General features: G+C 67.4%; 10 protein-coding genes. All 10 read right to left on the bottom strand.

The features are described from left to right. Positions 1–7: 7 nt before the first annotated feature. The 10 genes from ASD67_RS15780 to ASD67_RS15735 all read right to left on the bottom strand — a co-directional run bounded on the left by ASD67_RS15780 (position 8) and on the right by ASD67_RS15735 (position 13,301). Positions 8–2,281: an FdhF/YdeP family oxidoreductase gene (locus ASD67_RS15780; protein ID WP_056349279.1), complete on the bottom strand. Its 2,274-nt coding sequence runs from the start codon at positions 2,279–2,281 to the stop codon at positions 8–10. An 84-nt stretch (positions 2,282–2,365) separates the two neighbouring features. Then, entirely contained in the window at positions 2,366–3,991 is a 1,626-nt protein-coding gene (locus ASD67_RS15775) for an ArnT family glycosyltransferase (protein WP_056349276.1), read from the bottom strand. Continuing rightward, positions 3,988–4,410: a GtrA family protein gene (locus ASD67_RS15770; protein WP_056349273.1), complete on the bottom strand. Its 423-nt coding sequence runs from the start codon at positions 4,408–4,410 to the stop codon at positions 3,988–3,990. Before ASD67_RS15770 ends, ASD67_RS15775 begins: the two co-directional genes overlap by 4 nt. Then, positions 4,407–6,230 (bottom strand): thiamine pyrophosphate-binding protein, encoded by a 1,824-nt coding sequence (locus ASD67_RS15765; RefSeq protein WP_235535702.1) that lies wholly within the window; start codon positions 6,228–6,230, stop codon positions 4,407–4,409. Before ASD67_RS15765 ends, ASD67_RS15770 begins: the two co-directional genes overlap by 4 nt. After that, positions 6,227–7,240, bottom strand: coding sequence for an NAD-dependent epimerase/dehydratase family protein (locus ASD67_RS15760; RefSeq protein ID WP_056349265.1), 1,014 nt, complete (start codon positions 7,238–7,240; stop codon positions 6,227–6,229). Before ASD67_RS15760 ends, ASD67_RS15765 begins: the two co-directional genes overlap by 4 nt. Then, a complete protein-coding gene (locus ASD67_RS15755) occupies positions 7,237–8,541 on the bottom strand; it encodes a DUF2029 domain-containing protein (RefSeq protein WP_056349263.1) in 1,305 nt (434 codons plus the stop codon). The genes ASD67_RS15760 and ASD67_RS15755 overlap by 4 nt, the downstream gene beginning before the upstream one ends. After that, complete coding sequence (locus ASD67_RS15750) at positions 8,538–9,518, bottom strand: glycosyltransferase family 2 protein (RefSeq protein WP_056349260.1); 981 nt, start codon at positions 9,516–9,518, stop codon at positions 8,538–8,540. The genes ASD67_RS15755 and ASD67_RS15750 overlap by 4 nt, the downstream gene beginning before the upstream one ends. Continuing rightward, positions 9,515–10,621 (bottom strand): hypothetical protein, encoded by a 1,107-nt coding sequence (locus ASD67_RS15745; RefSeq protein WP_056349257.1) that lies wholly within the window; start codon positions 10,619–10,621, stop codon positions 9,515–9,517. Before ASD67_RS15745 ends, ASD67_RS15750 begins: the two co-directional genes overlap by 4 nt. Continuing rightward, complete coding sequence (locus ASD67_RS15740) at positions 10,618–12,474, bottom strand: SLBB domain-containing protein (RefSeq protein ID WP_056349252.1); 1,857 nt, start codon at positions 12,472–12,474, stop codon at positions 10,618–10,620. The genes ASD67_RS15745 and ASD67_RS15740 overlap by 4 nt, the downstream gene beginning before the upstream one ends. Beyond that, positions 12,471–13,301 carry an inositol monophosphatase family protein gene (locus ASD67_RS15735; protein WP_056349249.1) on the bottom strand — a complete coding sequence of 277 codons (831 nt, stop codon included), beginning with the start codon at positions 13,299–13,301 and terminating at the stop codon, positions 12,471–12,473. Before ASD67_RS15735 ends, ASD67_RS15740 begins: the two co-directional genes overlap by 4 nt. Position 13,302: the final 1 nt, after the last annotated feature.

Genomic DNA, 13,302 nt, shown 5'->3' with positions numbered 1-13,302 from the left:
CGGCGACCTAATCCGCCGCCGCCACGATCCGCACCGGGATCGATTTCGCCGCCGGGCAGCCGCTGATCTTGTCATAGAAAGCGAGCGGCAACAGCGGGTTGAGTTCGGGATAATAGCCCGCGACCGCGCCGCGCGACATCGGATAGTCGAGCAGGGTCAGCCCCTCGACGCGCCGCGCGACGCCATCGTCGCTGATCGTCTCCAGCGCCACCCGCGCGCCCTGTTCGAACCCGCGATCGGCGCGATCCTCGGCGTTGACGAAAAGTACCATCCGGTCGCCATACACGCCGCGATAGCGGTCGTTATAGCTGTACACCGTGGTGTTGAACTGGTCGTGTGACCGCACCGTCGCGAGCCGCAGCATAGCCGGATCGGCGACAGGGGCGTTGGCGTGCAGCCCCGGCAGGATCAGGAAATTCGCCTTGCCGTTCGGCGTCGCCCACACCCGGCGCCGCGGTGGAATGTCGAGGTGGAAGCCGGCGGGGTTTTTGATCCGCTCCGAAAAGCCGTCGTAGATGGCGGGATAGACCGCGGCGATCTTGTCGCGGATCGCGTCATAATCGTCGATATAGCGTGCCCAATCGACCTTGCTGTCGGGCAAGGTCGCCATCGCCATGCGGCAGACGATCTCGGTCTCGGTCAGCAAATGCTCGCTCGCGGGTTTGAGCACCCCGCGCGACGCGGTGACGTTCGACATCGAATCCTCGATCGTCACGAACTGCTCGCCCTTCGCGGTTTCGATGCGTTCGGAGCGCGCGACCACCGGCAGGATCAGCGCATCCTGACCATGCACCAGATGCCCGCGGTTGAGCTTGGTCGCGATCCCGACGGTCAGCTTCAACTTGCGCATCGCCGCATAGGCATGGTCGGTGTCGGGGACCGCGCGGACAAAATTGCCGCCCATGCCGATGAAGACCTTGGCGGTTCCGGCCTGCATCGCCGCGACCGATTCGACACTATGATGCCCCTCGGCGCGCGGCGGTTCGAACCCGAACACATCGCGCACCTTGTCGAGATACGCCTGGGTCGGTTTCTCGTCGATACCGACGGTGCGATCACCCTGGACGTTCGAATGGCCGCGGATCGGCGAGATGCCCGCGCCCGGCTTGCCGTAATTGCCCCGGAGCATCAGCAGGTTGGCGATCTGCTGCACCAGGCGCGAACCCTCCTGATGCTGGGTGATCCCCATGCCGTAACAGATGATCGTTGCCGACGAGCGGATATAGATTTCGGCGCAGCGCCGGATCTGCGCCTCATCGACCCCCGACACCGCGACGATCTCGGCCCAGTCCTGCGCCATGATGTCGTCGTGCAGCGCCTCATACCCTGCGGTATGTTCCGCGATGAACGCGTGATCGAGCACGGCCTCGCCCGCCGCCTCGCGCTCGAACAGCACCTTCATCATGCCCTTGAGCAGCGCGAGGTCGCCGCCGATCGCGATATGGACGAATTCGCTGCTGATCTCGGTCGAACCGAAGGTCGCCATCTGGACGATGTCCTGCGGCTCGGTGAATTTGATCAGCGCGCGTTCGGGCATCGGGTTGACCGCGACGATCGGCACCCCGCGTTTGCGCGCCTCGACCAGCGGGGTCATCATCCGCGGCGCGTTGGTTCCGGCATTGTGCCCGATCAGGAAAATCGCCTCGGCATGCTCGAAATCGTCGAGGATCACCGTGCCCTTCCCCACCCCGATCGAATGCGGCAGCCCGCGGCTCGTCGGCTCGTGGCACATGTTCGAACAGTCGGGGAAATTGTTGGTGCCAAACTCGCGGACAAAGATCGAATAGAGAAAGGCCGTCTCGTTCGCCGTGCGTCCCGAGGTATAGAATTCCGCCTGCTTGGGGTCGCCCAGCGCGCGCAAATGCGTGCCGATCAACGCGAAGGCATCGTCCCAGCTCACCGGCACATAGTGGTCGGTCGCGGCGTCATAGCGCATCGGTTCGGTCAGCCGGCCCTGCATTTCGAGCCAATAGTCCGACTGCGCCATCAGGTCGGTGACTTTGTGCTGCGCAAAAAATTCGCGGGTGACGCGGAATTTCGTCGCTTCATGCGCCAGCGCCTTGGCGCCATTTTCGCAGAATTCGAGCGTCTTGGTGCAACTCGCGTCGGGAAAGGCGCAGCTCGGGCATTTGAAACCGCCCGGCTGGTTCATCGACAGCAGCGCGCGCGAACCCTTGCCGACCACGCTCTGTTCGAGCAGCACCTTCGCGGTCGCCGCCGCCGCGCCCCAGCCGCCGGCGGGGCTGTTGTAGCTTTTGTATCTCGGTTTCTCACCGGCCATGATATCGCGTCCCGAACCAATGCTCCTCGCGAGACTAGAGCATTTCGGGCGGCCTGTATCTATCGCGAAAACATCGGCGATCGGTCAGCGCGCGGAAACCAGTTGGACGATATGCACTTCCGGACCCGACCGCTCGCCGCGCCGAGGCTTGACGATCAGGCGGGTCGTGCCGCCCGCCAGCAGCCGGTCGTAACGCGCCAGTTCTTCGCGATAGCCGACCGGATCGGCGCGATAGCGAAGGTGATTGGTGACGACCGCGAAATCGGCACGGCATGATTCCAGCTTCGTCCTGTCGACATGACCGACGTCGACGATCGCCCCGCCGCCGCGCAAGCGGTCGACCTTCGAATAGCGGATCTGTCCCGACAGCAGATCGCCGACATCGACACATCCCGCCGACCCCATCGCGGTGCGCAGTTCGAACGGCGCGGCGAGCAGGTCGAACGCGGCATGTTCGATCAGCACGCTGCTCCCCGACGGCGCGTGATCGCGCAGCCACGCCGACGCGATCTGGCGCGTGTCGTGCCGCCGCTCGGCCGCCTCGATCCGCGCCTCCCAGGCCATGGGCGTCAGCAGGATGAGCAGCGCCACGGGCAACGCCGCCATGGGCAACCGATGGCGCGGCAACAAGTCGGCGAGCGCACACAAGGCGCGCGCCGCGGCGAGCGCGGCGAACGGCAGCAGCGGCACGACCCAGCGTTCCCAACGCAACGACTGGAAACAGATCATCGCGAAGAACAGCAGACAGAAGGGCAGGATCACGAAGACCCACAGGCGCCTTTTGCCGCCGCCCCAGACGAGGCCGGCCGCGGCGAGCAGCAATCCGCCGACGCCCAGCGACGACAGCAGGGGACCCGCGACATACCAACCGAGATTGGCGAAAAAGCCGCCACCCGTCGCGCCGGGGTGCAACGGCCGCGCTTCGCCCGACAGATTGGCCACCACCGTCGCATGATCGATCAGCAGATAGGGCGACACGGCGAATAAGGTGATGACCGCCGCTGCGACCACCATCGCCAGCCGGCTCCAATGGCGCTCACCGGGCGCTCGATAAGCCCAGGCGCAGATCGCGGTCACCAATATCGCCGCCGCTGGCCATTTCGTCGCGCACGCCAGCCCCGCGCAGATGCCGGCGAACAGATAGTCGCGCCGCCGGCCTTGCTCGGCGATGCCGACCGCCGCCAGCGCGCCGAGGAGCATGAAGACGCTCGCCTGGATATCGGTGCGGATGATCTGCGAATATTCGATATGCACCGCGTTGACCGCGAGGATCGCCGCGGCGACCAGGCCGACGCGCGCGCCGCCGAGCCGCTTGCCGAGCCGCCAGGTCAGCCAGACGCACAGCACCCCGCACAGCACGATCATCACCCGGGCGGGCAGGAACACGATACCGGGATCGGCATAAACCGCAGCCGCCAACGCATCGGCGTCGGCGAAACGTCCCGTCGCGATGCCGATGCCGCCGACCGCGGCGATGACCAGCGCCAGCGAATAGAGGGTGATCGTTCCCGGATGGCCGAACCAGCCCGGATCGAAGCTGTGCCTCTGCAGCATTTCGAGCGCGGTCATCATGAACAGCGGCTCATCGGGGTCGTTGAGCGCCGGCAGCCCGAAGTCGACGCCGTCGAGCCGCAGCAAAAGGGCCGCGAGCAGGATCGCCCATAACGCCAGGGCTTCGACTGACGGACGCCAGCGGGCGGCGATCGTCATCGCGCGCCGTTGTCGCGGAAGGTGACGCGGTTGTGCCAAAACCAACTGCCGACGATCACAATAAGCGTGAAGCCCGTCTGCGCGATCATCGGCGGTACGCCGCCGACTTCGACAAGGAGCGGCAGCGCCAGCCAGTTGGCGGCATAATTGGCGAGGTAGAAGCTCGCGAAGGTCCCGAATTCGCGCAGCACATTGCCCCGCGTGCGAAAGACCGCAAGCTTGTAGGTCGTGAAGGCAAAGCACAGGCACACCGCCTGCGCGATCCCGAGCGCGATCATATAATGGACCGCGAACAGCGGCACCGACCACAGCAGCAGCGGATAGAAGCCGAGACCGAACGCCGTGTTGACGCCGCCGACCATCAGGAAGCGCAAAGGCTTCCCGAGGCGGAGGAAGCGCGCGGTCACCACGCGGCTCATTCCTCGTCCATCAACGCAATGCGCATATTCGCTTCCAGCACTTCGCGCGGCAGGAAGGGCGACAAATCCTCGAGCGCGGGTGAGGTGATGCGCCCGTCGGGATGCTGCTTCGCGCCGAGCTTGGGGGCGAAGCCGACATGCTCGTCGACCATGATCTCGCAGAAGGCGGGACCATCGGCCGCGAGCGTCGCGGCGATGGCGCCGGCCAGCTCGGCATGGTTTTCGGCGCGCGCATAAGCAAAGCCGAAAGCGCCCGCGACCTTCGAGAAATCAGGGAAGGTCACATGGCTCTTCGGCCCGCCGCCGACTTCCTGCCCGTTGAAGAAATTGCGCTGGGTCTGGAAGATCGAGACATAACCGCTGTTGTTGATCAGGATCACCTTCACCGGCAGACCGTATCCGGCGATCGTCTGCATCTCCTGCAGATTCATCATGATGCTGCCGTCGCCGGCAATCGCGATCACCCGCTGCTGTCCCCTGGTCGCGGTGCAGACACCGATCGCGGCGGGCAGGTCATAGCCCATCGTCGCGCAGCCCGAATTGGTCCACAGCCGCTGCCCCGGATGCAGATGCGCCGCCTGGAATCCGACGACGCAGGCGCTGCCGTTGCCGGTGACGACGATGTCGTCGCCGCCAAGCTGAGCGAACAATTCATCCATCGCGACATAGGGATGCACCAGCATCGCATGGTCGCGATATTCGGGCAGCACGGTCGGGAATTTCGCGACGCGCGCGCGCGCCCAGCCGAGCCATTCGCACTGCCTCTCGGTCGGCCCGGCATAAGGCTGCGCGAGCAGCGCGGGGATCAGTTCGGCCAGGTCGGCGGTCACCGGCATGTCGGGGACGACGGTCGGCTTGGCGAGTTCGACCGGGTCGATATCGACCCAGATCTTGTACGCCGCGCGCGCGAAGCTTTTCCAGTTGTAGCTGACCTGCCGGATGTTGAGCCGGCTTCCCAGCACGAGCAGCAGGTCGGCGCTCTGCGTCACCATATTGCCGCCGCGATCGCCGACCGTGCCGGGCTTGCCGCAATTGAGCGGGTGGTCGGTCCACAGCGCGTCATGCGCGTTCCAGCCGGTGACAACCGGCACGCCGAGCCGTTCGATCAGCGTCAGGAATTGCGCGTGCGCGCCGCTCAGCCGGACGCCGCTGCCCGCGAACACGACGGGGCGTTCGGCCCCGGCGATGCGCTCCAATATCTCCGCCGCCACCGCGTCGAGGTCACCGCGCTTCCACGGTTCGTCGAGTTCGGCGGGGTCGAAGCCGGGCAGCAGATCGTCGGGGTCGATCTTCGCCGCCTGCACGTCGAGCGGGATGTCGAGCCACACCGGCCCCGGCCGGCCGCTGGTCGCGAGATAGAGCGATTTTTCCAAGTGATAGCGGATCGAGCGCGGGTCGGTGACCATCACTGCATATTTGGTGATCGGGCGCACCAGCTCCTCGATATCGAGTTCCTGGTCGCCGTACTGGCGCAGCGGCAGCCCGGTGTGGCGCACCGTCGTTTCGGTCTTCACCTGCCCCGAAATCACCAGCATGCCGATCGAATCGACGAAGGCGCCGTAAACGCCGGTGATCGCATTGGTGCCGCCGGGACCCGAGGTGACATTGACCACCGCGAGCCGGTTGGTCAGCCGATAATAGGCCTCCGCCGCCATCGACAGCGCCTGTTCGTGATGGGTGAAGGTCGTCGTCAGCGCGGGGTGGGTGCCGAGCGAATGGTTGAGGTGCATCGCGCCGCCGCCGGTCAGCATGAAGACGTCGGCGATGCCGCGGTCGGCGAGGGTCTGGGCGACCCAGTCGGAGAGCTTGATCTGGCTCATTCTATCCATCCATTGAAAATTGCGGTGCGGCGGATTGCCGCGTCGAGGGTGATGGTCGGCGCGACGCCGAGCCGGCTGCGGATCGCCGCGGTCGAGGGGACGTAGCGGCCGGGGTTCCACCCGGCGTCGGCTTGTCCCAGCACCTCGACCCCCGGGCCGCCGAGGACGGCGGCGGTCCGCCGCGCGAGGTCGGCGATCGACACCGCTTCTTCGGACCCCATGTTCCATGTCGCGCCGCGCGGCGCGCGCAGCAGCATCAGCCATAGCCAGGCGGTAAGATCGGCGGCGTAGAGATAGGAGCGGACGGCGGTCCCCGCGCTTTCGATCCGGATCGCCCGCCCCGCCATCGCGTCGCGGATGAAATTGCCCGCCGCGAAATGGATATCGAGCGACAGCAAGGGACCGAGCAACGCGAAGATACGCGACGTCACGACGTCGAGCCCGAACTGCTGGCCGTAAATGGCGCAGAGCAGTTCGGCGGCGCGCTTGCCCTCGCCATAGGATGATTTGGGATCGCGCGGGTCGGGGCCGCCATGCCAATCCTCGGCGACATGGCCGACCTCCCACGGCTGGGCGCCATAGACCGCACCCGAACTCAGGAACAGCACCCGCCCCGCTTGCCGTTCGACCCCGAGATCGAGCACGCGGCGCGTACCGGTGACGATGGTGTCGAACATCCGGCGCGGGTCACTGGCGTTGAGCGCCGCGCTCGCATCGGTCGCGGCGTGGATGACATGGGTGAAGCGGCCCGGCGGCGCGGCGAAATCCATCACGTCGCCGGCAACGAACTCGAATCGGCTGGCCAGATGCGGCGCGCGCGCCGCGAAGGCATCGGGATCGCGGCTGAGGATCACCACTTCGGCATCGCAATCCGAAAAGGCCAGCGCTTCGAGCATCCAGCGCCCTATGAAGCCGGTGCCGCCGGTCATGAAGATGCGCGCGCCCTTGAGCCCAGCCCAGTAAGGCGCCAGCTGGCGGTCGATCGCGGTCAGGTCTTCGGTCAGGATCATGCGACCACCAGCCCCAGCGAAGGGCGTTGGCTGCGATGCGCGCGCACGACGCGCGCGATGCTGTCGAGCGACAGCGCCCACAGCATCATGACGATCAGACCCGGCCGGATGAAATGGCCCGCGGTCAACCCGAAGCTCGCGGTCACCGTCCGCTCGCCGAGCCAACTCGCACTGGTCACGTCGAGCACCGTCGCCAGCGGCCAGTCGCCGACGAGGCAGAGCAGATAGGCGCAGACGATCGCGGCGATCGGCCCCGCGCCCTTCCATGTCTCCATCAACACAAGAAACAGCAGGAACAATTGCGTGTAGCCGCCGGGGGACTGGGTCACGAGATAGGCGCCGAGCAGGATAGCCGCGATGCGGTGCGTCGGCAGCGCCCTCGGCTGGAGCCACGCTGCGGTGAGCGCGGCGAGCGCGACCAGCTGGCTCGACCGGATGACGATCGGCACCAGAAATTCGATCGTCTCGATCAGCCGCGACGGCACGAATTGCAGCAGCGGAATATCGAGGGTGCGGAACATCAACAGCGGCGCGTAGCTCGTCGAATAATTGACCTCGTTCCACACCTGACCGCCCTGGAAGACGACCCAGTTGGCGGTGTTCGCCGCCAGCTCCATCGGCGTCCCCGATCCGACGAGCGCGAGGGTGACGAGATAGAGCGCGATCGTCGCGATCCCCGCGACTTCGAGCGTCCGCCAGTCGCGCTTCACCGCATGCGCCAGCATCGGCAGCACCAGATAGGGCTTGAAATTGATCGTCACCGCGGCGGCGAACCAGCGCCACGGCTTCGACGACGTCACCGGCCCGTGCGCGATCATGAAGAAGGCGAAGGCGACGAGGATCAGATTGCCGCGCTCGATCGTGAACAGCATCGGCAAGCCGAGCGCGATCGCGACCGTCCGCATCGGCGCGGTGCGGCGGTCGAGGCGGCGGAAACAGACCCACGCCAACACCACGTCGATCGCATAGAAGATGTAGATCGTGCCGCGTGCCAGCCAGTCGCAATCGCGCGCGGTAAAGCTGTTGTGCAGGTAGCAGCCCGGCAGGCTCGTCGCGTCGAGAAAGACGAACGACAGCGGCGGATAGATGCTCCGCCACACATTGTAGATACCGGGATTGTTCGCCCAATAGGCGGTGTTGAACCAGTCCATGAACGTGTCGTTGGTGTCGAACACGAAGGGCTGGGGCAAATAGCCGAACTCGAGGAAGAAGCGCAGCGTCCAGGCGCTGCTCGCCACCACCGCGAGCGCGAGCAAGGCTTCCGGGACCAGCGGCAGCAGGCGGACGCGCGGCGCGGTCATGGCCGGCGGATGTGGGTGCGGGCCGCGGGCCGCGACCGACCGGCGGGAAAGTTGATCCGCTCCTCCTCGATCACCAGCGGCACGTTGCGGCTGCGTTCGGCGAGCATACGCACCTGCTCGCCGATCAGCCCCAGGAAGAGCAGCAGGATGGCGAACAGCGCAAAGCCGAGCGCCAGGCCGAGCAGCGCCCAGACCGGGCCATCGAGCGCCAGCGCGACCGGCGCGGCGGCCAGCAGGCACAGCGCCAATGCGGCGATGTAGACCGAGAGGAACAACGGCAACCGCAGCAACGATTTCGCCGACCCCGCCAGCCCCGACAGCGCGAAGGACGCGAGGGCGACGAAGTCATTCTTGCTCTCGCCCGCCGCGCGGCCGGGCCGGTCGAACGGTTCCAGTTCCAGGCGGAAACCGCTTTCGACCACCATGCCGCGGAAAAAGGGCTCGGGTTCGTTCCACGCCGCCAGCGTGTCGATCACAATGCGGTCGAACAGCCCGAAACCGGTCGCGCCCGGGATCACCGGATAGTCGCCGAAACGGCGCAGGAAGCCATAGCCCATATGCCGCGCCGCGCGCAGCATCGGTGACGCGCGTTCGGACCGCCGCTGCCCCAGCACCACCTGTGCGCCCGCGCGCCACCGCGCGACGAACGGACCGATCATCTCGGGCGGGTCCTGGAAATCGGCGCACATGCCGATCACCGCCCGCCCCTCGGCCTGGTACAGGCCATAGGTCGGCGAGCGCATCTGGCCGTAATCGCGGTTGTTGAAGATCACCCGCACGCGTGGATCGACGGCGCAGATCGCGCGCATGATCGCGCGGGTGCCGTCGGTCGAACCATTGTCGATCAGGATGATCTCGTGACTCGCCGCATGCGCCTCGGCCTCGGCGGTCACCGCGGCACAGATCGCCGCGACATTCGCCGCCTCGTTATAGCAGGGAATGACGACCGACAGTTCGGGCGCGGCGTCCGCGGTCATGCCGCGCCGTCCGCCTTGCGCGCCGCAAACAGGCGGATCCCCGTCGCGGGCGCATAGATTTCGGTGAACAGCGCCGCGAAGATGACGAGCGCCAGCAGCGCGACCGCCGCGACATTATATTTGCGGTCGGGATCGAGGCGCGGCGCCTCCAGCACCTGCACGCTCGCCGCGGTCTCACCCGCAAGCGTTTCGACCGCGACCTCTTCGGACGAGCGCGCATAAACCTCATACAGCGCCTGCGCGAAGCGATAGTCGCGATAGAGGTTCAGATATTCGCCCGACACTTCGCTGAGGCCGGCGACGTTCGGGCCGGCGGCGCCGGCCGCGGGCTGCGCCGAGCGCGCGATCTGGGCGCGCAGCGACGCGACTTCGGTCTGGACCGCCAGCAGTTCGGGGTTTTCGGGGCCCTGCACCTTTTCCAGCGTCTGCAGCTGGACCTGTTTCGCCTGCAGCCGCGCCTCGAGCCCCGCGCGCAGCGACAGCGCCGCGCCGAGTTCGGCCTGCGGTTCGGCGAGCCGGTTGCGGCGGCGGAAATCATTCAGCGCGGTTTCGGTTTCCACGACACGGTCGCCGGCTTCCTTGAAACGCTGCATGACGATCGCGCGCTTGCGCTCGACGCGGTCCTTGCCGAGCGCGACGATGCGGTCGCCGATCGCGGCGACATAGGCCTGCGTCAGTTTCTCCGCCTCCTCGGCGTCGCGGGTGCGCACCTCGACCTCGACAATGCCGCCGGTCAGCGTGTGGATGTCGACCTTCTTCGCCAGCGCGACATGCGCGCTGGTCGCGCTGGCATAACCGTCCGGCCCGACCAGCTTGAGCCGCTTGATCACCGCATCGCCGACTTCGCTGCTGCGGCTGACCGCCAGATACATGTCGGTCTGCTGCTTCGCGCCGCCGAACAGTGCGGCGAATCCCTGCAATTGCCCGCCGAGCGCGTTGAGCGTCGAACCGAGCCCGATGCTGCTGCTGTCCTGCGGCAGCAGCTTGGCCCGCGCGACATAGGGCTGCGGAAAGACCGTCAGCAGCGCAAGGATCAGCGCGGCGAGCGAATAACCGCGACGGCGCCACCGCGCGTCGGCGGCGAAAGCGATCAACCGGCTCATTTCGTGATCGCCGCGACCGAAGCCGCGCCGACCAGTCCGCTGAACAGCGTCCCGGTGATGTCGCGCAGCCGGGCCCAGAACTCGCCGCGATTGGCGTCGATCGGGACATAGACGAGGTCGCCGGGCAAGGCCGCGGCGCGCAGCGCGCGCTTGCCGCCCGCCAGCACCGTGCCATTGGCGCGCACGACGAAAATCTCGTCCTTGTCGCCGATATTCTGCACGCCCCCGGCGGATTTGACGAAATCCTCGACCGTCGCGCCTTGGCGATAGGCGAAGGACGCCGGGCTCGGCACCGCCCCGAACACACCGACCGTCACCGGCCGCGCGGGGACATGGACGACGTCGTTATTCTCGAGGATCAAATCGCCGGGCAGCGCCGCGGCGTCTACGGCCAAGTCGAACACCAGCCGCCCGTCGGGCTCGCGGCGCCTCAGCTGGTCGACGATGCTGTTGATCAGCGCGATATTGCCGGGCTGCGCGAGCTGGGCGCGGTTGACCGAGGTCACCGGCTGCGCCGCGAGCAGCAATTCGACGTCGCTGATCGCGCGGTCATAGCTCAGCCGTTGCTGATGCTTGACGCTCTCGCGCGTGATGACGCTGGCATAGGGGAAGGCCTCGCCGGTCAGCCCGCCCGCCTGCGCGACGACATCGGCCATGCGGGTACCAGGCTGGACATAATAATGACCCGGCCGTGCGACCTCGCCGCTCAGCGTCACCAGCACCGGCTGCTGGCGCAGCGGCCGCGCGATGCCGATGTTCGACAGGATGCGGATGACATCGCCGCGCCGCGCTTTGCTGCTCGCGGCGTCGGCCGCCGACAGCTCGCGCCAGCCGCTCGCGTCGGGGTTGAGCGCATTGAGCACCATCAGCCGCCCATCGTCGGCAACGGTGTTGACGCCGCCGGCATAGACGATCGCGTCGGTCAGCGTCTCATCGGGCGCGAGTTCGAAGATCGCCTCGCGGTTGATGCTGCCGATCACCGCGACCTCGGCGCCCGCCGGCGCGATATAGAGGACGTCGCCATTCTGCAGCACCGCGTCGCCGCGCGTGTCGCCCTTGAGCAGCAGGTCGTAGAGATCGAAGTCGGAGACCAACTGACCGCCACGGCGCAGCTGCACTGACCGGAAACTGCCCCCCGTCGCGGGTCCGCCCGCGGCGAGCACGACGTTGACTAGGGTCGACAGGCTGCTCGCCGAATAGGAACCCGGGCGCGCCGCAAAGCCGGTGACATAGACGGTGATGCCCTTCAGCCGCGCGACCCCGACCTCGAGGTGGAAACCGCGGTACTGGCGCGATACCTCGCGTTCGATCACGCCATGGACGTCGCCATAACGCACCCCGCCGACGCGGACCGCGCCGACGCGCGGCACGAAGATGCGCCCCTCGCTGTCGATGACGAGGCGCAAGCCCGATGCCTGCACCGATCCGGTGAGGCCGATCAGCAATTCGTCACCGGGGTTGAGCCGGTAATCGGGCGGAATCGCGGTGGTCGACGGCGCGGTGAAATCGCGCGCGCCGGGGATCAACAGGTCCGACCCGAAGCGGCGCAGCGGCTTGCCGGCGACCGAAGACACCCAGGTTTCGAACTCGCTCGCGACCGGCGGCGCCTTGATGACCGGGCGGCGGCCGCCCTCGTCGGGCGCCTCGGGCGCGGGCGCCGGGACCTCGATCACCGCGGGCGCGATCGGCGGCAGTTCGACCACCGGCACCGCGACCTGTTCGGCGGCGCCGCGGCTCGCGGCATTGTCGCCTGGCGCGCCGACCGGCGACGCAAGCTGCGCCGACGCGGGCGCCAGCCCGAACAACGATAGCGCCAGCGACGCCGTCGCCAGCCGCTTCCACCCATGGGTCATCGCGATATGTCTTCCATGTCCACCAGCCCGGCTTCGGCGCCGAGCAATATGTCGGCCGCGGCCTGCCACAGGTCGGGCGTCGCCGCGGCGAGCATCCCCTGCCCCGTTCCGCCGACCCGATACGGCCGCCCGTCCCAATGCGTCGCCTTGCCGCCCGCCTCGGTCAGGAACAGAGCGCCAGCGGCGTGGTCCCACGGCAGGATGCGCTGGAACAGCGCGACATCGTCCTGCCCCAGCACCAGCCGCGGATAGCTTTCGGCGGCGCAGCGCGGCACCGGCTGGACGTCGAGGCCGTTCGCGGCGGCGGCATGCACCCGCTCGCGGCGGTCGGGCGGCAGGAAATGCGTTCCGAGCGCCGCGCGCGGCACCCTGCGCGTCGCCGACCGCGCCCGCACCGGCTGGCCGTCGCAGGTCGCGCCCTTGCCGCGCTCGGCATGGCACAGGCGCCCGGCGAGCGGGTCGAGGATCCACGCCGCCAGCGGCGCGCCATCCTCGACCAGCGCCACCATCATGCCGAAAGGCGACCGCCCTTCGGCGAAATTGGCGGTGCCGTCGAGCGGGTCGATCAACCAGAGCAATCCCCGATCGACGCCCTCCAGCAAGTCCGCGTCGGCCTCGGCCGCCTCCTCGCCGACGATCCGCGCGCCAAGCCCGAGCGCTGCGAGACCGTCGTGGAGTCGCCGTTCGCTTTCGCGATCGACGATCGTGACGATCTCGCCGGGGCTTTTCTCGTCGATCTCCTCGGGTGCGAGCAGGCGGAACCGTGGCATCACCACGTCCGCCGCGACATCGCGCATCAGGGTCGAGACTTGGTCGCGCAGCGGCATC

It is taken from the genome of Sphingopyxis sp. Root1497 (genome assembly GCF_001427085.1).
In the GTDB taxonomy this organism is placed as follows: Bacteria; Pseudomonadota; Alphaproteobacteria; order Sphingomonadales; family Sphingomonadaceae; genus Sphingopyxis.
The sequence above is the reverse complement of the archived record's forward strand: the minus strand, read 5'-3'. Positions and strand labels throughout refer to the sequence as shown.